The sequence below is a fragment of the Microbulbifer sp. SE14 genome, from assembly GCF_059834885.1.
Window position 1 is genome coordinate 13441 of record NZ_JCBAJA010000022.1, and the last position, 26344, is coordinate 39784.

A 26344-nucleotide genomic window follows, 5' to 3' on the forward strand; every position below is an offset into this window, starting at 1 on the left:
AACCTTGTGTTCGCCCTTGTCCGGCGTGGCACTCTGGTTCGCCCCCAGGACTGCGGCGCATACGACGACCAGCGCCAGTCAGTCAGCAGTGGTCTCCGCCTGCCACTGGAACAGGTTCATCTCGATAAAGAAGAAGGCCACCAGCCACAGGAAAGCGTCCCAGAAATCCAGGAAGCTGCCGCTGACGCCCCAGTAAATCGCACACAGGAACAGGGTGAAATAGAGAATGCCCTTCACCCACTGCGAATAGCGCATGATGCGGTCGGAGAGTTGGTGACGCAGCTGCAACCACACCTCGAAGGCCAGGATGCCGACCACCAGCAGCCAGGCACTGGCGTTGATCACGTCGGTCCAGGCCAGCAATTCGATCTCACCCCAGGTGGCGGCACTGCCGAGAATCTGCACATCGGCCAGGCGCAATAGCTGCGCGTCTCCCAGTGCGATGCAGCTTTCGGCCGTCAGCGGCACATAGTCATCCTGCCCCACCACCAGCTGCCAGCCCCCCTGCCCCGCCAGCCCACAGGCGGACTGTGCCACCGGAGCCAGATCGGTCAGGTAGACCATCTCCGCGATATAGCCGTAGCAGGAGTAGACGATAAACAGGTAACAGAAGGCGGAGATGGCGTTCAGCGACCACTTGACCCAGCCGCGGATCACCCGGTCGTCCAGCGCGAAGGTCTCCAGTTCGAACACCAGCAGCAACAGCACCCAGGCCAGGGTATCGATGGAGTCGTTGTAGGCCTCGATCACCCTGCCCAGTTGCAGGCCGTCGGCAAAGACGGCGCCGGCGGCGGCGTGGTTTTCCACGAAGAAGGCGTAGACGTTGTAGGCGAGCAACAGGTAGACGGTGTACTTGAACACCCGGAAGAGCGTGTAGCGGTTATTCGGCAAGCGCACCGCGGCCACTTCGGACATCGGCTGAACCTCTGTTGATTATTGTTTTACCTCTTCACTGCGGCCGCGGAGGACCGCAGGAGACAATATCGAATAATTATTCGGTTTTTGCAACACCCGGGACAAAATCCAGGGCCAGCGAATTCAGGCAGTAGCGCAGGCCGGTGGGTTCTGGGCCGTCTTTGAACACATGGCCCAGGTGCTCGCCGCAGGCGGACAGCACCTCGGTGCGTTTCATGCCCCAGCTGTAGTCCTCTTTCAGGACCACATTTTGCGGGTAGGCCACATCCCAGAAGCTGGGCCAGCCGGTGCCGGACTCGAACTTGTGCTCGGAGCTGAACACCGGCAGGCGGCAGCCGGCGGTCACATAGACACCCTTCGCCTCGTTGTGCAACCACTTGCCGCTGAAGGCGCGCTCTGTGTCCGCCTCCCACAGAACCTGGTACTGCTCCTCCGGCAGCAGCTGCTTCCACACGGATTTCGGGATCGCGGACAGCTCAGTGCCGGCGGCGATATGGGCTCTGGCCTCCGCCACCGTCATCGACGGGTCGCGCCCCGGGTCCTCCGCCTCGGTGCAGGCGGGCAGCGCGAACACCGCCAGCAGCAGCGAGACCGGAAACAGGATTTTGTTCATCTTGGGCTACTCCTCAGGGCTTTCCCCTCACTATAGAGTTGGAATCCTGCGATGCCTCTCGGTTCAGATCGCCGGCGCCAGCGACGAGTGGACTCCGGCGGGCTGGCGGTTCTCACCCGGAGTCTCCGTCGACTCGTGCTCCTGTCCCGCGGCAGCCCCCTGGCGCTGGGCGCCGTCGCCGTCGAACAGCTTGTCGAAGCGCACCTCCGGCTCCGCCCAGTCGCCGCTGATGCGGTAGCTGACGCTGGCCATCCTGTTGACCTGTTTCTTAAACGCCTTGCTGATCAGGTAGACCCCCGCCGCCGCCGGCAGGCCGCCGGCCAGCGCCGCTATCAGGGCCAGGTTGTTGCCTACCGGCAGTGTCGCCACCAGGGTCAGGTTCAGGTCCTCACGTTCCAGGTTGACCCGGCCAGCCATCTGCAGCTCGCTGGTGGGGCCCTCCACCTGGATGGGCACCGCAATCAGCAGTTGGCCGTCCCCCTCGAATACCACCTCGCCGCGCACACTGTCGAAGGCCATGCCGCTCTGGTAGAGATCGGAAAAGTCCAGCCGCAGGCGCCGTGCCCAGGTGTCGAAGTTGAACAGGGACAGCAGCCGCAGCAGCGCCGAGCCGGCGCTGTCGGTGGCGCGCAGAAAGCGGCCGTCGCGGATATCGATTTTCAGCTCGCCGGACAGCCGCCTGCCGGCCGCGCGCGCCGGCGAGCCGTTCCAGCGCAGCGCCGTGTCGAAGCGGGCGGACTTGCTCTCGATCGCCGGCTCCTGGCCCCAGGCCCTCTGCACATCCGCCAGGTCGTCCGCCACCAAGCGGCCCATAAACTGGGACGACTCGCGGCCCTCGGCATCGCGCAGCCACATCAATTGCGCGCCCAGCCTGTTGTCACCGTCGCCGCGCCCCTCGACGCGCACACCGCGTGCGGCGCCGTGGATATCACTCAGCACCAGCCGGTCCGCGGACGGGCGCAGGCGGAAGGACCAGCGCCCCAGGTCCTCGTCGCCGAGGCGCAGTCGCTCGGTACTGAAATCCACCCGCGGCAGGTCGGCGAAATCGTAGCCGGCCCAGGGATCCGCCGCTTCGACTTTCTCTTCGCCACCGGCGGCTTCCGCCTCCGCTGGCATCGGCAGCCGCAGGTGGCTCAGCTCCAGTTGCAGCGGCGTCGAGCCATCCACCAGGCCACGCAACGTGCCGGCGGCCATCTCGCTGTCGAACTCCAGCCGCCAGTCGGCGCCCAGGCCGCGGCCGCGCACATGGATTTGCTCTATCCCGGTGGCGCCCAGCAGCAGGCGGTCGGTACTCAGGTCCAGGGCCACCGGCAGCGGGCTTTCGCCGGCGCCGGCGTCACCCGCCCCTCCCTCCGAGTGGAACACCTGCAGCAGTTTGCGCCAGTGCGGCAGGTCTATCCGCGACAGGTGGCCACCGATCGCCAGGCCCCGCTCCTCGGGCAGTTTTGCCGGCGCATTCAGGGCTATGGCCCCGCGCTCCAGTACGCCCCCCACCTGCCAGAACTGGCCCTGCAGGTGTTCGCCGTAGTTCATATGGAAGAGGCTGCCCTGCTCGCCTATGGGCACCCGCAGTACGAAATCGGTCCTGTCTTCGGCCAGCTTGCCCAGGGGTGACGGCAGCTTCACGGCGACGCCGGCCAGGTCCGAGCTCAGTTCGAAGATGGCCGAATAGGGCTTTTCCTTGGCCTTCGCGGGAATCGTCACCAGGGCGCGGTAATTGAATATCCCGTCCAGCCACTCCAGTTCCGGACGGCCGCTCCACTCCCGCAGCGACTCGGTGGCGGCGCGGCCGTCCACCACCACCTGGGTATCCCGCGCCCCGTCCTCTCCATCCAGGTGGCGGATCTGCGCCTTCAGCGGCTGTCCCCAGAGTCTGCCATCCAGGCTGGTGCCGGCCAGGCCGCGCTCGCTGTCATAGTCGACCCGTCCCTTCAATCCATCGATCTGCAGGCGGAGATCCCCCAGCTCCAGCGAGCCTTCCCGCAACTCCACCTGCACATTCTGCCGCGCCGGCAGCCCGGCGCCGCCCAGGGGCTGTGACAGGGTCAGGCTGCCGTTCAACTGCCCGCCCAGCCGCCAATCGTCGAAGGCGCTGCCCAGCTGTTGTCGCAGGGGTGACTGCTGCAACAGCCTGAGGCCGTCCGACGCCGGGCCGGACAGCTGCGCGCGCACCCCCAGCAGTGAACCCTCACCGGCCGGGTTCGGGGTCACGCCCACCTCGATATCGCGGGCGTCGATATCCCACAGCCTGGCCGCGCTGGCGTTGACCAGCACATTGCGGTCGCTGACCAGCAGGCGCGCGGCCACCTTCCGCGCGGCCGGCCAGCCGGGAGCGTAATCCAGGTTGGCGCTGTCGATATCCGCCGCCAGTTGCACCGTCTGCCGCTCGGGGTGATCCCCCAGGGCAAGCAACGCCTTGTCCTCGCCGTCGCGATAGCTGGTACCGCGGTAGATGAAGGCGGCGCTGGCGACGCGTCCGGGATTTTTCTCCCCCAGGCCGCTGTCGAGCCAGTGGCGCAGGTCGTCGCCAACGGTGTGGGGCACCAGCTGCTGCTGGGCGGACATGGGCGCATCGCGCAGCCCCAAGGCCAGGGTGAACTCGGCCGCGCGGGTGTGGGCGAAGTAAGGCAGCTGCAGCAGGAACTGGCCGCCGATCCCGCCGAGGGCGCCGTCCATCTGCAGCGGGCCGGAATAGACCTGCACCGAGTTGTCCTCGCGGTCCACCGTCCAGGCGACGGTGCCGCCGGCCTGCCGGAACTGGAACGCCTCCTCGTAGAGCTGGGGGAAATGCACGCCCAATTCGCCCCCGCCCAGCTCGACCCGACCATCCGCGCCCTGCAGGTGCAGGTAGCCGTTCAGCCCCTGCACCGCCGGCGCGCCGCGGTGGGCGCTGGCGCTGACATCGTGCAGATTGGCGCTCAACTCCATCTGGCCGCCAGCCGCCCGGGCCAGTTGGATATTGCGCAGCTGACCTCTGGGTTCGAGGGCGCGCAGCCATTCGTCCGCGGGTCCCTCGAGCAGTTGCAGCCGCTTCAGTATGCGGCTCCAGCCGCCCAGGTCGATCACGTCCGCGGCCAGTTGCAGGCCCGTATCGGCGCCCGAGCGCGCCTGCAGGTTCAGGGGCGGCATCTGCAGGTCGCGCCAGTCCAGGCGGATATCCTGCAGCGCCAGCCGCCACTGTTGTCCCGGCTGCCAGTGCCCGGACAGGTCGCCGGTGAGGGACCGGAGCGGCGCCAGTGCCGAAACTGCCCGTGCCGGGACCGTGGACTCCGTCTCTTCTTGCACGGTCCCGGCGACTTCCCCGACCTCGGCGGCCGCATCGCCGCCTTCCGCCCGGTCGGCCTCGAGCTGCTCCAGGCTGAGGCGGCCGCGCAGGCTGTAGCCGCTCTTCACATTGCTCTCCAGCCACAGCCTGCCGCGGGCCAGCTTGCGCCCGCTCCAGTGGTATTTCTCCGGCAGCGGCGTCAGCTGGTGCAGCAGGGTGACCATGTCCTCGTCCAGCAGCAGTTCGTTCAGCTGTAGATAGCCGTTGAGAGAGAAGCGGGACTTGTCCCGCGGGTTGCCGCGGCCCTCGAGTACCAGGCGCAGTGTCTCTTCATTGGCCGCAGGCGCTTCACCGGCCGCCGGTGCAGTATCAGCCTGGGCTTCGCCGTCGCGGGAGAGGAAGGCGCGGGCGCTGAGGCGGTGGAAGTAGCCGCTGTTTTCCAGCTGTATCTGCGGCAGCTGCAGCTGGGCCAGTTGGCCGTCGGCCAGGCGCAGGGTGATGCCGGCGTTGCGCACCTGCACCTTGGGGCCCAGTTGGAAGATGCGCGCCGGGTCGCCGAGGCGCATGGCGCCCTCACTGGTGCCTTCGCGCGGATCCGCGGCGGCCCTGGGGAAGCCGTCGATATGCCAGTGGCCGTCCTCGCCGCGGCTGAGGCCGGCGGCAAAGTCGTGCACCTGCAGGTTCCTCCACACCAGCTCGCGGTTCCACAGGCTGGCGAGCAGGTCCAGATGGAAAAGGCCGTAGCCCATCTGTACCTCGCCCTTTTCGCCGAGCCGCAGCCCGTCCAGCTGCAGTGCCACCTCCAGCGCCTGCCAGCGCAGGGACAACCGCTCCATCTGCACCGGTACGCCGAGACTGTCGGACAGCCAGGCGCTGATCTGCGGTCGATATTGCTCCACCTGCGGCGACAGCAGGCGCCCGGCCTGCACCAGGATGGCGAGGCTGATGACCAGGGTCACGGCCAGTAGCCAGATCTTGCGGGCGAGGAAACGCAGCAATTTCATTACCGGCCTCGCCATGTAGAAAAGACGGGACTCGGGACTCGGGACTCGGGACTCGGGTTCGCCTGCAAGCAGGCTCCTACAGCAAGCGGACGCGAACAAATGCGCGATGAAAACAAAGTCCGCACGCGGGCAGTCGACTGCGCCGCGGCACAGTTTCCTATCGCACTATCGAGTCCCGAGTCCCGAGTCCCGAATCCCGATTGCCCGCCGAGTCCCGAGTCCCGAGTCCCGTTATTACACAAGAACAATGTCATACTGCTCCTGGTTGTAGATGGGCTCCACCTGGAACTGTATCGGCCGGCCGATAAACTCCTCCAGGTCGGCAACGTTGGCCGATTCTTCGTCCAACAGCAAATCGATCACCACCTGGCTGGCCAGCACCATGATCTTCTCGCTGTCGTAGGCGCGGGCCTCGCGGATAATCTCGCGAAAGATTTCATAGCAGACGGTCTCGGCGCTCTTCAATGTGCCGCGGCCCTGGCACACCGGGCAGGGCTCGCAGAGTATCTGGCCGAGGGATTCGCGGGTGCGCTTGCGGGTCATCTCCACCAGGCCCAGCTCGGACACGCCGGTGATGCTGGTCTTGGCGTGGTCCCGCTCCAGGGTCTTTTCCAGGGTCCGCAGCACCTGGCGCTGGTGCTCCGGGTCCCTCATGTCGATAAAGTCGATGATGATGATGCCGCCCAGATTGCGCAGGCGCAGCTGGCGCGCGATGGCGGTGGCCGCCTCCAGGTTAGTCTTGAAGATGGTCTCTTCCAGGTTGCGGTGGCCGACGAAGGCGCCGGTATTGACGTCGATGGTGCTCATGGCCTCCGTCTGCTCGACGATCAGGTAGCCGCCGGACTTGAGCGTGACCTTGTTCTGCAGCGCCTTGCGGATCTCCTCCTCGACGCCGTAGAGATCGAACAGGGGGCGCTCGCCCGGGTAGTGCTCCAGGCGCCCGGCGATCTCCGGCGCGTACTTGCCGGAGAATTCCGCCGCGCGGCCGTGGGCCTCGCGGGAGTCGATGCGGATCTTCTCCGTGTGCGGGCGGGCCAGGTCGCGCAGGGCGCGCATAAACAGCGGCAGGTCCTCATAGATCACAGCGGGTACCGGGCGGTCTTTGATACGCTGTTCCAGTTCCCGCCACAGCTTGTACAGGAAGGGGATATCCCGCAGCAGGTCCTCCTCGCTGACTCCCTCGGCCACGGTGCGCAGGATAAAGCCGCCGTCGCCGGACAGGCCCTCCTCCGCCAGCCTGGTGGAGGCCAGTTCTACCAGTTCGCGCAGCCGCTCGCGCTCGCCCTCGTCCTCGATGCGGTTGGAGATGCCGATATGGCGGGTCTGCGGCATATACACCAGGTAGCGGGCGGACACCGACAGGTGGGTGGTCAGGCGCGCGCCCTTGCTGCTGATCGGGTCCTTGACCACCTGCACCACCAGAGACTGGCCCTCGCGCACCAGGGCGCGGATATCGGCGACTTCGGTCGATTCGCGGGACTCCATGCCCTCCTCGTCCAGGGGCGCTATGTCGGACGCGTGGATAAAGCCGGCCCGCTCCAGGCCGATGTCCACGAAGGCCGCCTGCATCCCCGGCAGCACGCGCACCACCTTGCCCTTGTAGATATTGCCGACGATACCGCGGCGGGCGCTGCGCTCCAGGTAAACCTCCTGCAGCACGCCGTTCTCCACCAACGCCACGCGGGTCTCGGTGGGGGCGACATTGATCAGCAGTTCCTCGCTCACGGTCGCTCCTTCGGTAAATCACTCCAATAGGACTTATCCCAGTAAGAAAGGCCGGCGTGCTCCAGCATCGGCACCAGCGCCTCCAGCGGCAGGCCCACCACATTGCTGTAGCTGCCGCTGATGGATTCCACCAGCGCCGCACCCAGGCCCTGGATGCCGTAGCCGCCGGCCTTGTCGGCCGGTTCGCCGGTGCGCCAGTAGGCGGCTACCTGTTCGCTGTTCAGATGGCGGAACCGCACCCGGGTTTCCACCAGGCGGCTGAACTGGCGCTCGTGCGAACGCAGGCACACGGCGGTCAGCACCGAGTGCTCCGAGCCGGACAGCTGGTGCATCATGGACTCGAAATCGGCAAAGTCCCGCGGCTTCTCCAGTACCCGGTCGCCGGCCAGCACCAGGGTGTCGGCGCCCAGGGCCCAGAGGTTCCCGTCCGATTCGCCGGCCAGCTCCAGGCCGGCCTGCGCCTTGTCGTGGGCCAGGCGCTGGATATAGTCCTGGGGGCTCTCGCCGGGCTTTTGCTGTTCGGGCACCGCGGGGACGATCTGCGAGAAGGGCACGGCGATCTGCGCCAGCAGCGCGGCGCGGCGCGGGGAGCCGGAGGCGAGGAGGAGTCGGCTGTCGGCGGGCGTATTCGGCACTGTACTACTTATTCTTGGTGGATCAGCGGCTGATTATAGCCGTACCGGTCGAAAAATGATCGGCCTTTTGCAGTGTTTAACAGTCTGTGACTGAGGGTTCAGCGTACCTGCAACCGTCCGGCCATGCTACTCAGCCAGGGGGCGACCCAGGGCCACAGCAGCGCGGTGGTGATCGCCGGCCACAGGAAGGTCAGGCCCGGCACCGGCTTGCCCGCCAGGCTGTGCACCCAGTTGCCCACCACCTGGTTGATACCCACCAGGATAAACACCCACATCAGTTGCTGCGCCGGGTTGAAGGCGCGGGTGCGCTGGTAGGTCAGCAGGCTGAAATAGGCCAGCACCGCCAGCGCCAGGGCGTGGGTGCCGAGGGTCGCGCCCGTCACCAGGTCCTCGAAGAAGCCCACCACCCAGGCGAAGCCGACCCCCAGGCTCTGCGGCATGCGGGTGATCCAGAAGATCACCAGCAGCGCGGTGAAGGCGGGGCGGAACCAGAGCCACTGGTGCGGCAGCGGCATCACCGCCAGCAGCAGCGCGGCGATCACGGTGACGGCGATAAACCAGCGGTTATTCGCTTCCAAGGTCGCCGTCCCCGCCGTCGCTGCCAGCGCTTTCGCTCCCGCTGTGGGCACCCTCCTCGCTACTGCGCTCGCCGATCACCGCCAGCACGAAGCGGCTGCGGTTCATGCGCCCGCGGGGCTGCACCTCGGCCTCGGCGAAGGGACGGCCCGGATCGCGGTCGACGGAAATAACTTCCCCCACCGGGTAGCCGGCCGGGAAGCGGCCGCCGAGACCGGAACTGAGCAGGAGGTCGCCCTCGCGGATGTCGCTGGTGTTGGCCAGGTGGCGCAGCTTGAGGCGGTAGAGGTCGCCGGTGCCCTCGGCCACTGCGCGCACGCTGTTGCGCAGTACCTGCACCGGGATGGCGTGGCTGGCATCGGTGATCAGCAGTACGCGGCTGGCGGAGCCGCCCGCCTCGATCACCTGGCCCAGCAGGCCGCTGGCGTCCATGATCGGCGTGCCCAGTTCGACGCCGTCGTCCCGCCCCTTGTCGATCATCAACACGTGTTCGAGGGGGTCCGGGGATACGCCGATGACCTGCGCCACCAACACCCGCTCGTCGACCATTTCGGCGGAGTTCATCAGCTCCTTGAGCTGGGTATTCTCCGCCTTCACTGCCGCCAGCAGTTGGCTGCGCTGCTCCAGCAGCAGCACCTGGCGCTTCAGGCGGCTGTTCTCATCCAGCAGTTCCTCGCGGCTGCGCAGTTGCTCCCCGGCCCAGTCGCCGACGCGCTCGGGAGCACCGGTAATCCAGTAGAAGGGAGCCACCAGCCCGGCGGCGCGCTCGCGCAGGGGCTGCAGCCAGTCGGTGTAGAGATTGATCACGATCAGCGCCGCCGCCACCAGGCCCAGCACGAGAATGCGGGACTCAGGCGAGGGGCCGCGGGTAAATAGCGGTTTGATGGGCAGACCCCCGTCTACAGGTCAGTCAGTGTGTTGTTGTTATCGGGTTCCGTGGTCGATTCTACGGGAACTTCGTAGCTGGTTCCGTGGCGGCGCTGCTACCGGGATTCGTTTGCGGGACACGCCGTGAACCCATCCATGGGGGCTTGGCAGCGAGGTCCCTCTCGCTGACAGTCCCGCAAACGAATCCCGGTAGCAGCGCCTTCGCATTTGACTATTGAGTTCTACCCACCTCCGCATGAGAGAACGGCGGGAAGAAAGCTGAAGTTAAATGCGAAGGCGCTGATGCCGGTACTCCCTTGCGAGACTGTCTGCGAGAGGGACCTCGCGGACAAGCCTACAGGGATGTATTCACGGCGTGTCTCGCAAGGGAGTACCGGCAGCAGGGCCGCTCAGGACTTTCTTACTAGCATCTTTCGAAGGCCCCACGGAACCAGCTACGGAGCTCTCATGGAGGTGCTACCAAAGCCGGATCGCGGCCATGGGCCGCTCCCATAAAGTACACGCTCAGTTGGACACCAGATACAGCCGACTCTTGTCCATCATATCCAGGGCCTTGCCGCCGCCGCGGGCGACACAGGTGAGCGGGTCGTCGGCGACGATTACCGGCAGGCCGGACTCCTCCATCAGCAGGCGGTCCAGGTCGCGCAGCAGCGCGCCGCCGCCGGTCAGCACCATGCCGCGCTCGGCGATATCCGAGGCCAGTTCCGGCGGGGACTGCTCCAGGGCGCTCTTCACCGCCTGGACGATACCGGTCAGCGGCTCCTGCAGGGCCTCGAGGATCTCGTCGGAGTTCAGGGTGAAGCTGCGCGGCACCCCTTCCGCCAGGTTGCGGCCGCGCACGTCGATTTCACGCACTTCGCTGCCGGCGTAGGCGCAGCCGATCTCCTCTTTGATTCTTTCCGCGGTGGCATCGCCGATCACGCTGCCGTAGTTGCGGCGCACATAGTTGACGATGGCCTCGTCGAAGCGGTCGCCGCCGATGCGCACGGAATCGGAGTAGACCACGCCGTTCAGGGAGATGATCGCGATCTCGGTGGTGCCGCCACCGATGTCCACCACCATGGAGCCGCTGGCCTCTTCCACCTTCAGGCCGGCGCCTATGGCCGCGGCCATGGGTTCCTCGATCAGCCACACCTCGCGGGCGCCGGCGCCCATGGCGGATTCTCGGATCGCGCGGCGCTCCACCTCGGTGGACTGGCAGGGCACGCACACCAGAACCCGCGGGCTCGGGCGCATCCAGCTGTTCTCGTGCACCTTCTTGATAAAGTGTTGCAGCATCTTCTCGGTCACCTGGAAGTCGGCGATGACGCCGTCCTTCAGCGGGCGTATGGCGGTGATGTTGCCGGGGGTGCGACCGAGCATGCGCTTGGCCTCGACGCCGACGGCCTCGACGATCTTCTGGCCGTTGTAGTGGCGGATGGCGACGACGGAGGGTTCATCCAGGACTACGCCGCGATCGCGCACGTAGATCAGCGTGTTGGCGGTTCCCAGGTCGATGGAGAGATCACTGGAGAACATGCCCCGCAAACGTTTAAACATGGAGTTCGGTTACCTTGTACTAATTGTCAGCGCCCGGGGCGGGCGCCGCGGGCGCGGACTTGAAAGTTGGCTCAAAGCCTAGTTAGTCCGCGCGAAAAATTCTGAGTTCCGGGCCGCATTTTCGAGCCGGTCTTCTGTCATGTTGCCGGGAAGGCGCAGACCCCGGCCAGAATCGGCAAACTCTAACAACGGCGGGGGTTCAGGGCAAGGCTGAAAAACAGTCAATCGCGGACCGCCGGCCACCACCGCGGTCGCCGGCCTGACCGGCCGGTGAGAATAGTGGGCTTATGTGCTAAATTTGCGGCCCCCTGCCTCGCCCCACTTTAGCCAGAAGTGGTTTCACAGCGTAGCGAGCGGGTGGCTGGCGGCGGTCGCCGGAGCGGAGGCACCGGAGTGTACAAGGGCGTACATGAGATGCCGACCGGGCTGGCGTACCAGCACCGCCGAACGCCGCCAGGCGCACGCGCAGTAGCTGTGAAGCGACTTCTAGAGGCAGCAGTCAAAAGGGAGCCCCTATCGCCATGGCCGTGGATACGCAAACCGTAGAAAAACTGGCGGAGCTGGCCCGCATCGCCATCTCCGAAGAGACCATCGACGAAGTCAGCAACCGCCTGGGCGATGTGCTGCAGCTGGTGGACCAGCTGCAGGCGGTTCACACCGAAGGCGTGGCGCCCATGGCCCATCCACTGGACGAGGTGCAGGTGCTGCGCGCGGACGAGGTTACCGAGCCCAATCGCCGGGAGGCGTTCCTGGCCCTGGCGCCGCAGTCGGAAGAGGGCCTCTACCTGGTCCCGAAGGTGATCGACTGACCAGGGGCTTTAAGGGCTAGCTGTAAGAATTAGAGGGGAAGGACATGCACCAGTTAACCATCGCCGAGATTATCCACGGACTGCGGGACAAACAGTTCTCCAGCGTCGAGATCACCCGCCACCTGCTCGACCGCATCGGGCAGCTGGACGGCAACTACAACAGTTTCATTACCGTCACCGGGGAGCTCGCGCTGCAGCAGGCCGCGGCGGCAGACGAGCGCCTGGCCGCGGGCGAGGCACCGGCGCTCTGCGGCGTGCCCATCGCCCACAAGGATATCTTCTGCACCAGCGGCGTGCGCACCAGCTGCGGTTCGAAGATGCTCGACAACTTCGCGCCGCCCTACGACGCCACCGTGGTGGAGAAGCTCAACGCTGCCGGTGCCGTGACCCTGGGCAAGACCAACATGGACGAGTTCGCCATGGGCTCCTCCAACGAGACCAGCTACTACGGCCCGGTGAAAAACCCCTGGGACACCGACTGCGTGCCCGGCGGCTCCTCCGGCGGCTCTGCCGCCGCGGTAGCCGCGCTGCTGGCCCCCGGCACCACCGCCACCGACACCGGCGGCTCCATCCGCCAGCCGGCGGCGATGACCAATACCACCGGCCTCAAGCCCACCTATGGGCGCGTGTCCCGCTGGGGCATGATCGCCTTTGCCTCCAGCCTCGACCAGGCCGGCCCCATCGCCCGCAACGCCGAGGACTGCGCCCTCCTGCTGTCCGCGATGGCGGGGCACGACGAAAAGGACTCCACCAGCCTGAACCGACCGGTACAGGACTACACATTGAACCTGAATGACAGCATCGCCGGCCTGAAGATAGGCGTACCGAAGGAGTACTTCGACGAGGGCCTGAACGCGGACATAGCCGCGCGGGTGGAGGCGGCGCTGAAGGAATTCGAGAAGCTGGGTGCCGAACTGGTGGAAGTCACCCTGCCGCACACAGAGCTGGCGGTACCCGCCTACTACGTGATTGCGCCGGCGGAGGCCTCCGCCAACCTGTCGCGCTTCGACGGCGTGCGCTACGGCTACCGCTGCGAGGACCCCAAGGACCTGCGCGATCTCTATATGCGCTCCCGCGGCGAGGGTTTCGGCGAGGAGGTGCAGCGCCGCATACTCGTCGGTACCTACGCCCTGTCCGCCGGCTATTACGATGCCTACTACAACAAGGCGCAGCAGGTGCGCCGCCTGATCAAGCAGGACTTCGTGCAGGCTTTCGAGAAGGTGGATGTGATCATGGGCCCGACTGCGCCCTCTCCGGCCTTTGGCCTGGGGGAGAAGAAGGCGGACCCGGTGGCTATGTACCTGGAGGATATCTACACCATCCCAGCCAACCTGGCGGGCCTGCCCGGCATGTCCCTGCCCTGCGGCCTGGTGAACAAACTGCCGGTAGGGCTGCAGATTATCGGCAACTACCTGGACGAGGCGCGTATGCTCAACGTCGCACACCAGTATCAGCAGGTCACCGGCTGGCACCAACAGTACGCAAGCCCGGCCGGCTCTGCTTAAAGGGAGGAGATTCAACGTGGAATGGGAAATCGTGATCGGGCTGGAGGTGCATGTCCAGCTCTCCACCAAATCGAAACTCTTCTCCGGCGCCAGCACCCGCTTCGGCGCCGAGCCGAACACCCAGGCCTGCGCCATAGACCTGGCGATGCCCGGCACACTGCCGGTACCCAATGAGGAGGCCTTCCGCTATGCGGTCATGTTCGGCCTGGCGATGAACGCCGAGATCGGCCGCCGCTCCGTGTTCGAGCGCAAGAACTACTTCTACCCGGACTTGCCCAAGGGCTACCAGACCACCCAATTGGCGGAGCCGATCGTCGGCGCCGGCGAGATCGAGATCCACCTGGAAGACGGCAGCAGCAAGACGGTGCGCCTGCACCACGCGCACCTGGAAGAGGACGCGGGTAAGTCTCTGCACGAAGCGGTTTTTGAGGGTGGTCACGGCATGTCCGGCATAGACCTGAACCGCGCCGGCACACCGCTGATCGAAATCGTGTCCGAACCGGATATGCGCAGCGCTGCCGAGGCAGTGGCCTACCTGAAGAAGATCCACAGTATCGTGACCTATCTCGGCATCTCCGACGGCGACATGTCCCAGGGCTCGATGCGCTGTGACGCCAACGTGTCCGTGCGCTTAAAGGGTGAGGAAAAACTCGGCACCCGCACCGAGCTGAAAAACATCAACTCCTTCCGCTTCGTCGAGCGCGCCATCAAAGTGGAGGCCGAACGCCAGATCGATATTCTCGAGGACGGCGGCAGCATAGTGCAGGAAACCCGCCTCTACGACGCGGACAAGAACGAAACCCGTTCCATGCGCAGCAAGGAAGTGGCCAACGACTACCGCTACTTCCCCTGCCCCGACCTGCTGCCGGTGATCCTGACCGACGACTATGTGGAGAAGCTGCGCAGCGAACTGCCGGAACTGCCGGATGCGAAGGCCGCGCGCTTCCAGAGCGAGTACAGGCTGTCCGCCTACGACGCCGACCAGCTGACTCAGGAACGCGCCGTCGCCGACTACTTCGAGGTGGTGGCGAAGCAATCCGGCGAGCCCAAGCTGGCCGCCAACTGGACGACCGGCGAGTTGGCCGCACTGCTGAACCGCGAGGAGCTTTCCATCGAGCAGTCGCCGGTCTCCGCCGAACAGCTGGCCGGCTTGATCGCGCGCGTCGTCGACAACACCATCTCCAGCAAAATCGCCAAGCAGGTGTTCGAGGCCATGGCCAACGGCGAGGGCGACGCGGATACGGTAATCGAGAAACGCGGCCTGAAGCAGGTATCCGACACCGGCGCCATCGAGAAGATGGTCGACGATGTTATCGCCGCGAGCGCGGCCCAGGTGGAAAACTACCGCAGCGCGGACGAGGCCAAGCGGCCGAAGATGATGGGCTATTTCGTCGGCCAGATCATGAAGGCCTCCAAGGGCCAGGCGAATCCGCAGATGATCAACAAGATCCTGAAGGAAAAGTTGGACGCATTGCTATAGGCGGGACTCGGGACTCGGGACTCGGGACTCGGGACTCGGGAAAAATCGTAGGGTGGATAAGCGCCAAGCGCATCCACCAACCATCGCGGCGGATGCGCCCGGCGTGGACTCGCTTGACGCTTATCCGCCCTACAGGGCAACAATTAAGGATAAAATTTTGAACCTTAAAAAAGACAAACAGAAAGTCCTCGGCGAAGTCTTCGATGAGGAGCGCATCGCCGGCTTCCTGATCGGCGAAGCACCGGAGGGCGTCAATCGCGACTACCACCTGCTGGAGCGCGCCTACCGCAGCATGAAGGCGGAAAACTTCGAGACCTTCGTGCGCCTGTTCCTGGCGCAGAATCTGGACCTGGACAGCCCCGGCCCGGACGGCAAGACCCTGCTGGGACGGATCCGGGAGCACCGTCAGGGCGAAGAGTACGCAGACATCTTAAGGGCCGCCGGCGCAAAATCATGACCGCCGTCGCCGGCCAGCGAGGACAGCACATGACTTCAAACCCGATGCACGGCGTAGACGCCCTGATGCGCGGCGCGCGCCTGCTCACGAGGCGCGAGCTGCGGCCCTTTATCATAGTGCCGCTGCTGATCAACCTGGTACTGTTCATCGCCATCACCGCGGTAATGATCTCGCAGTTGGGCGGCCTCGCCGACTATCTCGGCAGCCTGCTGTCGCACACGCCGGTGAATACGGAAAACATGTCCTGGTGGGAATCCGTCATGGCCAGGGGCGCCGCCTGGGCCGCCAATGTGTTCGAGTGGCTGGCCTGGATCATCGCGCTGGCTGTGTTGCTGCTCTTCTTCTTCGTCTACGGCTATCTGTTCGGCATCATCACCAACATCATCGCCGCGCCCTTCAACGGTTTCCTGGCAGAGAAGGTAGAGGAACTCCTCACCGGCAAAGCGCCGCCGGCGGAGCCGCTGGGCAGAATGGTCTGGCGCACCCTGGGGCGCGAACTGCGCAAACTCAGATATTTTATCGGCTGGGGCCTGGTGATCCTCGTAATCGCCCTGTTTACCAGCTGGACGGTATTCGTCCCCGCGGTACTGGGCGCACTCTGGGGTGCCTGGTGCATGGCGATCCAGTATGTGGACTACCCCCTGGACAACCACCAGCGGCCCTTCGACGAACTGAAGAGCGTGCTGCTGCGGCGCAAGCTGACCACCCTGAGCTTCGGCGGTACGGTGATGCTGGCGAAGATGGTGCCGGTGCTGAATATCTTCGTGATGCCGGCGGCGGTGGCCGGCGGCACCGCGCTGTGGATCGAGCGGCTCAGGCAGGCGGGGGATCCGGGCACGGAACCTAGCGAATAGGTGGATGCGCCCGGCGTGGACTCGCCCGGCGTGGACTCGCCCGGCGTGGACTCGCCCGGCGTGGATGCCCTTAGCGCTTATCCACCCTACGGTTTGGCGTCGCAGCAGATTTTGTAGGGTGGATAAGCGCCAAGGGCATCCACCGCTAACGATCAACGCCGCGAACGACCGCGACCACCACCGCCGCGACGACCGCCGCGGCTGTCCCTGTCACCGCCACTGCTGCGCTGCACCTTGACCTTCGGCGGCGCCACCAGCAGTTCCTCCGGCGGCACTTCGCACTTCAGTTTCTGGCCCAGCAGCTGCTGAATCGGCTCCAGGCGCATGGCGTCGTCCTCGCAGGCGAAGCTGATGGAGGTGCCGGTCTTGCCGGCTCGGCCGGTGCGACCTATGCGGTGGACATAGTCCTCGGGCTCCTCCGGCAGGGTGAAATTGACCACGTGGCTGATGCCGTCGATATGGATGCCGCGGCCGGCCACGTCGGTGGCCACCAACACCTTGGTTTTGCCGGACTTGAAGTCCTCCAGGGTGCGCACCCGCTTGTTCTGGGCGATCTCCCCTGACAGCAGGCCGGCGGAGATGCCGTGGGCGAGCAGGTTTTCGTGCAGGCGCCGGCACTGGTCGCGGCGGTTGGCGAAGACGATCAGGCTGTCCACTTCATCGCTCTGCAGTATGTTGTACAGCAGGGTGTATTTTTCCTCGCTCGCGGCCAGGTAGACATGCTGCTCGACGGTGTCGGTGGCCACCCGCTCCGGCTCTATCTCCACAGTCACCGGCTCCTCGGTCCACTGCTCCACCAGGGAATCCACTTCCGGCGTGAAGGTGGCGGAGAAGAACATGGTCTGGCGGTGGGTCTTGCGCGGGGTCTGGCGGACTATGCGGCGCACCTGGGGGATAAAACCCATATCCAGCATGCGGTCGGCCTCGTCGATCACCAGCACTTCCACCTGGTCCAGGTAGCAGTCGCGGTTGCTGGCAAAGTCCAGCAGGCGGCCGGGAGTAGCGACGAGGATATCCACCAGGCGCTCGTTCAGGTTGCGCTGCTGCTTCTGGTAGTCCATGCCGCCGACCAGGGTGTGGATCTCCAGGTCGGTGTATTTGCACAGGGCCTTGGCGTCGTCGGCGATCTGCATCACCAGCTCGCGGGTCGGCGCTATGATCAACGTGCGCGCCTCGCCGGCATAGCGCTCGCCCTCGAAGGGGTTCTTGAGCAGGTCGTCGATGATGGTGATCAAGAATGCGGCGGTCTTGCCGGTGCCCGTCTGGGCCTTGCCCACCAGGTCGTGGCCGTTGAGGGTGTGCGGGAGGGAGCGGCCCTGGATCGGCGAGCAGTACTGGAAGCCCAGGTCGCAAATCGCGTGCATCAACTCGAGCGGCAGGCCCAGGTCGTGGAAGCGCACCTTGCCCTCCTGCTCCGGCACCTGGAAGTCATCCAGGGACCAGGGTGCACCCTGGTCGGCCCGGGCTTCCTGGCTCTTGCCACCGCGGCGGGGTCTCCCCTTCTCCGCACCGGTCGACCTGGACTCGGGCGCCTTTTCCCCTTTGGATTTGGGACGCGGCTTACCTTCCGGCCGAGGGCTTTTCTTGCCTTCGGGCTGAGGGCTCTTCTTGCCCTCGGGCTGAGGGCTCCTGTCTCCCCGAGGCTGAGGGCTCTCAGGCTTCTGGCTCTCGTCTTTGGATCCGGAACGCCGGAACAACTTTCCTATCAAGTGAAATACTCGCTTAAATGCTCAAATAATCGGCGAGTATATCATCTATATGGACTGGAGCCCGAACTCTTATTCCTGCCCGGGCGGCGATTTGGCGCAGTGATGGCAGATCCAGTAGTCCAGGCCGACAAAGCGGCCCGCCCCGCTGAACAGCAGGGCCAGCAACATGATGAAATAGGTGGCGGCGAACTCTACGCCGTTTTTCAGCACGGTGAAGTTGCCGGCCTCGGTCAGCCAGTCGTAGTTGCCGTACTCTTTCAGCAGTTCCACCGCCTTCTCCTTGCGCACCGCGGCCTCGGCAATCAGGTCCCGGCGCCACTCCCAGGGCATCACCAGGGTCTGGTCCGGCAGTGCGGACCAGCCGTACTGCCAATGGGCGGTCACCGCGGCCACCGCCATCACGAACATCAGCGGTATCGCCGCCAGGCGCACCCCCAGCCCCAGCAGCAGCGCTATGCCGCCGAGCAGTTCCGTCAGCGCCGCCAGCCAGGCCATCAGCAGGGGCGCCGGCAGGCCCAGGCCCCAGTCGGGGTTGCCGAACCAGGCGGCCACATCGCCGATATGGCTGACCTTGTTCATCCCGGACAGGATAAAGATGGGGGCCAGGTAGATGCGCAGGGCCAGCGGAGCCAGCCAGTCCAGCCTGCGCAGGCAGCGCAGAAAAACCCCGTAAAGCCGATTGAACCCGTCCAGTGCGCCATCCATAATTCTGCCCTCTTTCGATGCGGTCGTTTCCACTTTAGTCGACGCGCAATCCCTTCTGTTACACCGTAGTCCGACCCCATGCCCAGACTCTATCGGCGCGTCTTTTACCGGCGTACTACCGCCACCGAACTCAGGCACCTGACCACCCTCGGCGGCCCGCTGGTGGTGAGCAACCTGGCGGTGATCAGCATGAGCGTGACCGATACCATAGTCGCCGGCCGCGCCGGTGAAGTGGACCTGGCCGGCCTGGCCCTGGGCTCGAGTATCTGGGCGGTGTGCGCGGTGACGCTGATGGGCCTGCTGGCGGCGGTGTCGCCGATAGTGGCGCACCTGCGCGGCGCCCGGGACGAGCAGGGCTGTGCGCAGCAGCTGCAGCAGGCGCTGTGGATAGCGCTGATCGGCGGCCTGATCGTGGTGGGTGCGCTGCTGGCGGTGCCCTGGTGGAGCCAGTGGATAGACACCGAGGAGCCAGTGCGCCGGGTGATGCAGCAGTACCTGCTGGCGCTGGCCACCGGCACCCTGCCCTTTGCGATGGGCACCGCAGCGCGGGGCTACTGCGAGGGCATGGGCCAGGTGCGCCCGGTAATGCGCATCTACCTGGCCGCGGCGGTGCTGAATATTCCGCTGGATATCCTCTTCGTGTTCGGCGCCGGGCCCATCCCGGCCATGGGCGGTGCCGGCTGCGGCTGGGCAACGGCCCTGGTGAGCTGGTCCATCGCCGCGGCGCTCTTCTGGCACGCGGGCAGCGATCCAGTCTACCGCGCCCTGAAGCTGAAGGCGCTGCCGCCCAGGCCCCACTGGCCGACCCAGCGCCACCTGCTGGCGGTGGGCCTGCCGATCTGTATCGGCGCCGCCAGCGAGGTGACCTTCTTCGCCAGCCTGACGGTGCTGCTGGCCTCCTACGGTGCCACCATCGTCGCCGCGCACCAGATTGGCCTGAATATCGGCTCCATCTTCTACCTGGTGGCCCTGGCCCTGGCGCAGGCGCTGAGCATCCGCGCCGCGCAACTCTTGGGCCAAGGACGCCCGAAGCGGGCGCGCTTCGCCAGTGTGGTCGGCGTCGGCGGTGGCCTCGTCTATGCCCTGGCCACCGGGATTCTGCTGATCACCCTGCGCTACCTGTTCGTGCTCGCCTACACCAGCAACGCCGATATCATCGCCGTGGCCACCAACCTGCTGCTGCTGTGCGCCGCCTTCCAGTTGGTGGACGTAGCCCAGGCCATGGCCTGGGGCGCCCTGCGGGGCTACAAGGACACCCGGGTGCCCATGTACCTGCAACTCTTCTCCTACTGGATGGTGGGGCTGACCTCCGCCTACCTGCTGGGGGAGAACCTCTGGGGCGTCTACGGCTACTGGACGGGTATCTGTATCGGCCTCGGCGTCGCGTCCATACTGCTGGGTCTGCGCCTGTGGCGCACCAGTCGCAAGGCGATCAGGGCGGCCTACGGGCCATGACCAGTCATTAATCATCGGCGCCGAGGGGAACGCTTTCGCTATAATCGCGCTCCAAGCCCTACACACGGTGGTGCCTGTCGCCGCCCGCCGACCATTTTTCACCGGAGTTTCTGCATGTCACTGCGCTCACCTCTGAGCCGAACGCACCACGCCCTGCCCTTTCTTCCCCTGGCATTCGCGGCCCTGCTGCTCACATGCCCGCAGGCTCTCGCCCTGACCGAAGCGGAGGAGCCGCAGGACAGCCCTGGGCTTATGGACAACAGCCCTGAGCCAGTAGACAACAGCCCGGTTCCCAAGGCGGAAAACCAGCAGCTGGACAAGCCGGTCGTGGAGGGGAAACAGACTCCGCCGGCAGAGGCGGAAGCCAAGTCCGTGGAGACCGACGAAGAGCCCCTGCCCCAGGCCGAGAACCTGCAGCTGGACCAGCCGATAGAGGACCTGGAAGAGCCGGCACCGGCGCAGGCGGAGACAGCACAGCCGGAGAGCCCTGAAACGCGGGAGGAGGCCGCGGCCGAGAGCGAGGAGCGGCAGACAGACGCGGCAGCCGCCGAGGAGCAGGCCAGGCCGCTGCGCCTGCTTGGCGCCGAAGTGCCGCCGGCCACTTCCACCCGCCTGGCCTGGTCCCCTTCCCAGCACTTCGAGGGAGTCTACAGCTCCACTGCGGTGCTGGTGGTCAACGGCGCCAAACCGGGCCCGACCCTCTGCCTGACCGCGGCCGTTCACGGCGACGAACTGAACGGCATAGAGACGGTGCGCCGGGTGATGTACAACCTGGATGCGAACAACCTGAGCGGCGCGGTGATCGGCGTGCCCATCGTCAACCTGCAGGGCTTCCACCGCGGCTCCCGCTACCTGACCGACCGCCGCGACCTGAACCGCCACTTCCCCGGCGACCCCCACGGCTCTTCGGCATCGCGCATCGCCTATTCGTTCTTCCACGAGGTGATCAGCCACTGCAATGCGGTGGTGGACCTGCACACCGGCTCCTTCTACCGTACCAACCTGCCGCAGCTGCGCGGCGACCTGCAGAACCCGAAGGTGGTCAAGCTGACCAAGGGCTTCGGCTCCACCGTGGTGCTGCACAGCGACGGCGCCAAGGGCACACTGCGCCGGGCCGCGGTCGAGGTCGGTATTCCCACCGTGACTCTGGAGGCGGGCGCGCCCATGGTGCTGGACGAGCCCTCCGTCAGCCACAGCGTCAAGGGCATCCGCACCCTGCTGAACCAACTGGGCATGGTGACCAAGTTCCGCCTCTGGGGCGATCCCGAACCGGTCTACTACAACTCCACCTGGCAGCGCGCCACCACCGGCGGCATCATCTTCAGCAAGGTGGAGCTGGGCCAGTTCGTGCGCAAGGGCGACCTGCTCGGCACGGTCACAAACCCGATCACCAATGTGCGCACCGAGATCCGCTCGGAACACAACGGCCGCATCCTCGGCATGGCCATGAACCAGGTGGTGCAACCCGGTTTCGCCGCCTATCACATCGGGATTCAGGCGCCGCAGGAGCAGATAAGCCCGCCCGAAGAGGTGACCGCGGAGAGCGAGCAGGCCGAGGCGGAAACCACCGCGCCGGCCGCGGAGGAACCCGCTACCGACGAGCCGGCGGAGGAGGTTCCGGAGGCGGGGACGGTGGAGAGTGACGAGGATTAGGGAGTGGTGAGTGGCCAGAGGCCTAATCACTGATCCCCAGCAACCGAATCGGCTCCGGTTGCAGCGTGATGTGGTCGATGCCGAAGCGCACTATCAGCGTCTGCCGCAGCCGCTCCAGCACCGCCGGCCAGGCCTGCAGGTCGTCGACGACGATATGCGCGGACAGGGATATGGTGCTGCTGTCCAACCGCCAGATATGCAGGTCGTGCACCGAGCGCACGCCGTCCACCGCCGCCAGCGTCTCCCCCACCACCGGCAGGCTCAGCTCCCGCGGCACCCGCTCCATCAGCACATCCACCGCGTCGCGCAGCAGGCGCAGGCTGGAAAGCAGGATCAGCAGGCAGATCAGCAACGACAGCAACGGGTCTATCGGCAGCCAGCCGGTGAAATAGATCACCGCCCCGGAGACCAGCGCTGCCACCGAACCGAGCAGGTCACCCATCACATGCAGCAGCGCGCCGCGGATATTCAGGGTCTGCTCGCCGCGGTGCAGCGTCCAGGCCACCAGCAGATTGACCAGCAGGCCGATAAACGCGATCAGCATCACCGTACCGCCGGCAACCGGCTGCGGGTCGCGCAGCCTATCGACCGCCGCATAGCAGATGCCGATCACGATCAGCAGCATAAATACTGCGTTGACGATCGCCGCCAGCACTTCCGCCCTGCCCCAGCCGAAGGACAGCTCGCGGTCCGCCGGCCGCTGCGCCAGCAGCGCCGCCACCGCGCCCAGGGCCAGGGACAGGGAATCGGTAGCCATATGGCCGGCGTCGCCGAGCAGCGCCAGGGAGCCGGACAGCCAGCCGCCGACCGCCTCCACCATCGCGAACGCAAAGGTGATGACCAAGCTCCAGACCAGCGGGCGCAGATGGCCGCTGCCGCGGCGGTGGTGGACGTGGTCGTGCACAGGTTCCCTCCCTAAGTTTGATTTTTCACCTGTAGGAGCCTGCTTGCAGGCGAAAAAGAACGGCGCTCCGTAGCCATTCGCCTGCAAGCAGGCTCCTACAGGCACTACTTCCGGCCCTGCGTCAGCCGCTCCCAGCCGGAGTAGTCCCTGCGGCTCTCGATTTCTTTGAAACCGGCGGCGGCAAAAATTTCACGCACCGCCTCCGCCTGCTGCCAGCCGTGCTCGACCATCAGCCAACCCCCTGCTTCGAGATATTCGAGACTCTTCTGCGCAATCAACTCAATATCCGCGAGCCCCTCGCGCCCGGCCACCAATGCCGAACGGGGCTCGAAACGCACGTCGCCCTCGCCCAGGTGCGGATCGGCGGCGTCGATATAGGGCGGGTTGCTGACGATCAGGTCGAATTTTTGCGGCGGTATGTTTTCGAACCAGTCGCTCTCGATTACCTGCACATTGTCGAAGCCGAGCGAACGGCGGTTCTCCCCCGCAAGCCGCAAAGCGTCGGGGGATTTCTCCGCGGCGACTATCTGCCAGCCGGGCTTTTCCGCGGCCAGCGCCAGGGCAATGGCGCCCGTGCCGGTACCCAGGTCCAATGCGCGCAGTTTTTCCTGCGGGCAGAGGGCGAGCGCGGTTTCCACCAGCAGTTCGGTTTCCGGTCGCGGTATCAGGGTGGAGGCATTGACCTTGAGCGGCAGCGACCAGAATTCCCGCTCGCCGGTCAGGTGGGCCACCGGCTCGCCGTTTTTGCGGCGCTCCAGCAGTTGGTCGAACTGCTTCTGCTCGGTTTCCGTGAGTTCGTATTCCGGCCAGGTGTAAAGCCAGGTACGCGGGCGGCCGAGGATATGGCCGAGCAGGATTTCGGTATCCAGGCGGGCGCTGTCGCTTTGTGTGAGTTGGGTGCTGCGGGTGAGATTTTCTTTTACCGTGGTCATCTTAATTCTGTAGGGACGAAGGCGCCGTGAAAGCGTGGAGCGGCCGGGGCGACCGGTGGCCGCAATCTGAGTCCGCTCACTACTGAAAGCCCGATCGCGGCCATGGGCCGCTCCTACAGGGAGGTCCCACTGACCACCAACCACCCATCACTGACCCAGCGCCGCCAGCTGATCCGCCTGGTGCTCGGTGCGCAGCGGCTCTATCACCTCTTCCAGTGCGCCCTGCATGATTTCGTCCAGCTTGTACAGGGTCAGGCCGATGCGGTGGTCGGTGACGCGACCCTGGGGGAAGTTGTAGGTGCGGATGCGCTCGGATCTGTCGCCGCTGCCCACCAGGTTGCGGCGCGCGTCGGAGATCTCCCGGGCCGCGGCCGCCTCCTGCTCGCTGGAGAGCTTGGCCTGCAGCAGCGCCATGGCCTTGGCGCGGTTCTTGTGCTGGGAGCGCTCGTCCTGGCACTCCACTACTATGCCGGTGGGCAGGTGCGTGAGACGCACCGCCGAGTCGGTCTTGTTCACGTGCTGGCCGCCGGCGCCGGAGGCGCGGTAGGTGTCCACGCGCAGGTCCGCCCTGTTGATCTCGATGGCGTCGCGCTCGTCCGGCTCCGGCATCACCGCCACTGTGCAGGCGGAGGTGTGGATGCGGCCCTGGGATTCCGTCTCCGGCACCCGCTGCACCCGGTGGGCACCGGACTCGAATTTCAGCCTGCCGTAGACGTCCTCGCCGGCCACGCGGGTGATGATCTCCTTGTAACCGCCGTGCTCGCCTGGATTCTCGCTGATGATCTCAATGCGCCAGCCCTGCTTTTCCGCGTAGCGGGAATACATGCGGAAGAGGTCGCCGGAGAAGATGGCCGCCTCGTCGCCACCGGTGCCGGCGCGGATCTCCAGGAAGACGTTCTTGCGGTCGTTGGGATCCTTCGGCAGCAGCAGCGTCTGCAGCTCCCGCTCCAGGGGTTCCAGCTGCGCCTCCGCCGCATCCAGTTCCTCCTGCGCCATCTCACGCATCTCCGCGTCGCTCTCACCGAGCATTTCCCGCGCCGCGGCCATGTCCTCCTGCAGCTGCCGGTAGCGGTTGTAGCATTTGACCACTTCCTCCAACTCGGCGTACTCGCGGGACAAGTCGCGGAACTGCTCCTGATCGGAGATGACGCCGGCATCGCCGAGCAGGGCGGACACCTCCTCGTGGCGCTCCACCAGGTTGTCCAGCTTGTTTAACAGCGAGTCTTTCATCCGTCTTTTTTCTCTAGTTCAATCCCGGGCAGCGGTTCCAGCCCGACAATTTCCCGCGCCAACCGCAGCCGCTCCAGATCGCCCTCGGCGGTGGCGCGCTTGAGGCTGACGGTGGGCGCGTGTATCAATTTGTTGGTCAGCGAGCGGGCCAGCTGCTCCAGCAGCCGCCGCGGATCCTCGCCCTTATCCAGCTGTGTGAGCGCCCGCTCCAGTTCGGCACCGCCAATCTCCTGGGCGCGCTGGCGGTAGCTGCGGATGGTGTCCACGGCGCCCAGGGCGCGGTGCTGGCGCATGAATTCGGCCGCGGCCGTCTCGACGATGGTGTGGGCGGCCTCGGCGGCCTTCTCCCGCGAGCGCCTGCCCTCGTCGATCACGCCGCGCAGGTCGTCCACCGTGTAGAGGTAGACATCGTCCAGTTGGCCCACCTGCGGCTCTATATCCCGCGGCACGGCGATATCCACCATGAATACCGGCCGGTGGCGGCGCTCCTTCAGCGCCGACTCCACCGCACCCTTACCGAGGATCGGCAGCTGGCTGGCGGTGGAACTGATGAGGATGTCCGCCCGCGGCAGATACTCGGGAATATCCGCCAGCAGTATCGCCTCGGCGCCGAAGTTCTCCGCCAGTTGCTGGGCGCGGTTCAGGGTGCGGTTGGCGACGATCAGTTGCTTGACCCCCTGTTCCAGCAGGTGGCGCGCCACCAGCTCGATGGTCTCGCCGGCGCCGATCAACAGGGCCGTCTGCTGCCCCAGGTCGGTGAAGATGCGCGAGGCCAGGGACACGGCGGCATAGGCCACGGACACCGGGTTCTCGCCGATGGCAGTCTCGGTGCGCACCTTCTTTGCCACCGCGAACACCTGCTGGAAGACGCTGTGCAGCAGGCTGCCGACGCTGCCGCTCTCCCGCGCCACCGCGTAGGCGGACTTGATCTGGCCGAGGATCTGCGGCTCCCCCAGTACCAGGGAATCGAGCCCGCAGGCCACCCGCATCATATGGCGCACCGCGGCCTCGCCGCTGTAGCTGTAACTGCAGTTTTCCAGCTGCTCCCGGGACACCCTGTGGTACTGGGCCAGCCATTCCAGCAGGCGGTCGCGATCCACCTCGCCGTAGATCTCGGTGCGGTTGCAGGTGGACAGTATCGCCAGTTCCGGGCACCTGAGGGCCTTGCGCGCATCGGCCAGGGCTCCGGACATCACCTCGGGAGCAAAGGCCACCCGCTCGCGCACCTCTATCGGAGCACTGTCGTGGTTGATACCCAGGGCGAGGATTGGCATAGATTCCCGTCGGCGTTAAATCTGGAGGAGCCCGCGTTGGGGGCGCATTTTCCCGGGCGGCCGCGCCGCTTGCAAGGTCGAACGCCGGTTTAATTTGGCGCAGACTCGACGAGAGGGAGGCCCCGAACCGGCCCGGAGCGCGAATCGCGACTAGAATTATACGGTGATAACCGCCCAAAACACGCCACCCGCGCAATGGCCCGCGCGGCACCAATGT

21 protein-coding genes are annotated in these 26344 nt (G+C 65.7%); 7 read left to right on the plus strand and 14 right to left on the minus strand.

What is annotated here, in order from left to right:
• Positions 1–78: 78 nt before the first annotated feature.
• From AC6R19_RS15295 to AC6R19_RS15330, 8 genes are all read right to left on the minus strand, one after another.
• On the minus strand, positions 79–915 hold the full coding sequence (locus AC6R19_RS15295; RefSeq protein ID WP_500580708.1) for a hypothetical protein: 837 nt from the start codon (positions 913–915) through the stop codon (positions 79–81).
• A 76-nt stretch (positions 916–991) separates the two neighbouring features.
• Positions 992–1528: a peptide-methionine (R)-S-oxide reductase MsrB gene (gene msrB / locus AC6R19_RS15300; protein WP_500580709.1), complete on the minus strand. Its 537-nt coding sequence runs from the start codon at positions 1526–1528 to the stop codon at positions 992–994.
• A gap of 63 nt (positions 1529–1591) precedes the next feature.
• Positions 1592–5797 (minus strand): YhdP family phospholipid transporter, encoded by a 4206-nt coding sequence (locus tag AC6R19_RS15305; RefSeq protein ID WP_500580710.1) that lies wholly within the window; start codon positions 5795–5797, stop codon positions 1592–1594.
• Between the two features lie 234 nt (positions 5798–6031).
• Entirely contained in the window at positions 6032–7522 is a 1491-nt protein-coding gene (gene rng, locus AC6R19_RS15310; RefSeq protein ID WP_500580711.1) for a ribonuclease G, read from the minus strand.
• Complete coding sequence (locus tag AC6R19_RS15315; protein ID WP_500580712.1) at positions 7519–8157, minus strand: Maf family protein; 639 nt, start codon at positions 8155–8157, stop codon at positions 7519–7521. Before AC6R19_RS15315 ends, rng begins: the two co-directional genes overlap by 4 nt.
• Positions 8158–8255: 98 nt before the next feature.
• Entirely contained in the window at positions 8256–8735 is a 480-nt protein-coding gene (mreD, locus tag AC6R19_RS15320; RefSeq protein WP_500580713.1) for a rod shape-determining protein MreD, read from the minus strand.
• Positions 8722–9624, minus strand: a complete 903-nt coding sequence (gene mreC, locus AC6R19_RS15325) for a rod shape-determining protein MreC (protein WP_500580771.1) — start codon at positions 9622–9624, stop codon at positions 8722–8724. The genes mreD and mreC overlap by 14 nt, the downstream gene beginning before the upstream one ends.
• A gap of 501 nt (positions 9625–10125) precedes the next feature.
• Entirely contained in the window at positions 10126–11160 is a 1035-nt protein-coding gene (locus AC6R19_RS15330) for a rod shape-determining protein (RefSeq protein ID WP_091386284.1), read from the minus strand.
• Between the two features lie 521 nt (positions 11161–11681).
• On the opposite strand from AC6R19_RS15330, the gene gatC reads away from it, so the two are divergent.
• From gatC to cysZ, 5 genes are all read left to right on the plus strand, one after another.
• Positions 11682–11969 (plus strand): Asp-tRNA(Asn)/Glu-tRNA(Gln) amidotransferase subunit GatC, encoded by a 288-nt coding sequence (gatC, locus tag AC6R19_RS15335; RefSeq protein ID WP_500580714.1) that lies wholly within the window; start codon positions 11682–11684, stop codon positions 11967–11969.
• 44 nt (positions 11970–12013) lie between these two features.
• A complete protein-coding gene (gene gatA, locus AC6R19_RS15340; protein ID WP_500580715.1) occupies positions 12014–13474 on the plus strand; it encodes an Asp-tRNA(Asn)/Glu-tRNA(Gln) amidotransferase subunit GatA in 1461 nt (486 codons plus the stop codon).
• Positions 13475–13490: 16 nt separating this feature from the next.
• On the plus strand, positions 13491–14954 hold the full coding sequence (gene gatB, locus AC6R19_RS15345; RefSeq protein WP_500580716.1) for an Asp-tRNA(Asn)/Glu-tRNA(Gln) amidotransferase subunit GatB: 1464 nt from the start codon (positions 13491–13493) through the stop codon (positions 14952–14954).
• A gap of 157 nt (positions 14955–15111) precedes the next feature.
• Positions 15112–15411, plus strand: a complete 300-nt coding sequence (locus AC6R19_RS15350) for a PA4642 family protein (RefSeq protein ID WP_500580717.1) — start codon at positions 15112–15114, stop codon at positions 15409–15411.
• 29 nt (positions 15412–15440) lie between these two features.
• Positions 15441–16265 (plus strand): sulfate transporter CysZ, encoded by an 825-nt coding sequence (gene cysZ / locus AC6R19_RS15355; protein WP_500580718.1) that lies wholly within the window; start codon positions 15441–15443, stop codon positions 16263–16265.
• Positions 16266–16417: 152 nt separating this feature from the next.
• On the opposite strand, the gene rhlB is transcribed toward cysZ, so the two are convergent.
• Together rhlB and AC6R19_RS15365 are read right to left on the minus strand one after the other, a co-directional pair.
• Positions 16418–17701, minus strand: a complete 1284-nt coding sequence (gene rhlB, locus AC6R19_RS15360) for an ATP-dependent RNA helicase RhlB (RefSeq protein ID WP_500580772.1) — start codon at positions 17699–17701, stop codon at positions 16418–16420.
• Positions 17702–18043: 342 nt separating this feature from the next.
• On the minus strand, positions 18044–18679 hold the full coding sequence (locus AC6R19_RS15365) for an HvfX family Cu-binding RiPP maturation protein (RefSeq protein ID WP_500580719.1): 636 nt from the start codon (positions 18677–18679) through the stop codon (positions 18044–18046).
• A 78-nt stretch (positions 18680–18757) separates the two neighbouring features.
• On the opposite strand from AC6R19_RS15365, the gene AC6R19_RS15370 reads away from it, so the two are divergent.
• A complete protein-coding gene (locus AC6R19_RS15370; RefSeq protein ID WP_500580720.1) occupies positions 18758–20134 on the plus strand; it encodes an MATE family efflux transporter in 1377 nt (458 codons plus the stop codon).
• A gap of 114 nt (positions 20135–20248) precedes the next feature.
• Positions 20249–21787, plus strand: coding sequence for a succinylglutamate desuccinylase (locus tag AC6R19_RS15375; RefSeq protein WP_500580721.1), 1539 nt, complete (start codon positions 20249–20251; stop codon positions 21785–21787).
• A gap of 22 nt (positions 21788–21809) precedes the next feature.
• Here AC6R19_RS15375 and AC6R19_RS15380 read toward each other — a convergent pair whose 3' ends face one another.
• The 4 genes from AC6R19_RS15380 to hemA form a co-directional block, all read right to left on the minus strand.
• Entirely contained in the window at positions 21810–22691 is an 882-nt protein-coding gene (locus tag AC6R19_RS15380) for a cation diffusion facilitator family transporter (protein ID WP_500580722.1), read from the minus strand.
• 104 nt (positions 22692–22795) lie between these two features.
• Positions 22796–23623: a peptide chain release factor N(5)-glutamine methyltransferase gene (prmC, locus tag AC6R19_RS15385; RefSeq protein ID WP_500580723.1), complete on the minus strand. Its 828-nt coding sequence runs from the start codon at positions 23621–23623 to the stop codon at positions 22796–22798.
• 147 nt (positions 23624–23770) lie between these two features.
• Positions 23771–24853 (minus strand): peptide chain release factor 1, encoded by a 1083-nt coding sequence (prfA, locus tag AC6R19_RS15390; RefSeq protein ID WP_500580724.1) that lies wholly within the window; start codon positions 24851–24853, stop codon positions 23771–23773.
• Positions 24850–26127, minus strand: a complete 1278-nt coding sequence (gene hemA / locus AC6R19_RS15395) for a glutamyl-tRNA reductase (RefSeq protein WP_500580725.1) — start codon at positions 26125–26127, stop codon at positions 24850–24852. The genes prfA and hemA overlap by 4 nt, the downstream gene beginning before the upstream one ends.
• Positions 26128–26344 lie beyond the last annotated feature (217 nt).

Bases quoted from the DNA above. Each gene is read 5' to 3' on its own strand.
- AC6R19_RS15295 (WP_500580708.1), bottom strand. From the start codon at position 915: ATGTCCGAAGTGGCCGCGGTGCGCTTGCCGAATAACCGCTACACGCTC.
- msrB (WP_500580709.1), bottom strand. From the start codon at position 1,528: ATGAACAAAATCCTGTTTCCGGTCTCGCTGCTGCTGGCGGTGTTCGCG.
- AC6R19_RS15305 (WP_500580710.1), bottom strand. From the start codon at position 5,797: ATGAAATTGCTGCGTTTCCTCGCCCGCAAGATCTGGCTACTGGCCGTG.
- AC6R19_RS15330 (WP_091386284.1), bottom strand. From the start codon at position 11,160: ATGTTTAAACGTTTGCGGGGCATGTTCTCCAGTGATCTCTCCATCGAC.
- gatC (WP_500580714.1), top strand. From the start codon at position 11,682: ATGGCCGTGGATACGCAAACCGTAGAAAAACTGGCGGAGCTGGCCCGC.
- gatA (WP_500580715.1), top strand. From the start codon at position 12,014: ATGCACCAGTTAACCATCGCCGAGATTATCCACGGACTGCGGGACAAA.
- cysZ (WP_500580718.1), top strand. From the start codon at position 15,441: ATGACTTCAAACCCGATGCACGGCGTAGACGCCCTGATGCGCGGCGCG.
- AC6R19_RS15365 (WP_500580719.1), bottom strand. From the start codon at position 18,679: ATGGATGGCGCACTGGACGGGTTCAATCGGCTTTACGGGGTTTTTCTG.
- AC6R19_RS15370 (WP_500580720.1), top strand. From the start codon at position 18,758: ATGCCCAGACTCTATCGGCGCGTCTTTTACCGGCGTACTACCGCCACC.
- AC6R19_RS15375 (WP_500580721.1), top strand. From the start codon at position 20,249: ATGTCACTGCGCTCACCTCTGAGCCGAACGCACCACGCCCTGCCCTTT.
- prmC (WP_500580723.1), bottom strand. From the start codon at position 23,623: ATGACCACGGTAAAAGAAAATCTCACCCGCAGCACCCAACTCACACAA.
- prfA (WP_500580724.1), bottom strand. From the start codon at position 24,853: ATGAAAGACTCGCTGTTAAACAAGCTGGACAACCTGGTGGAGCGCCAC.
- hemA (WP_500580725.1), bottom strand. From the start codon at position 26,127: ATGCCAATCCTCGCCCTGGGTATCAACCACGACAGTGCTCCGATAGAG.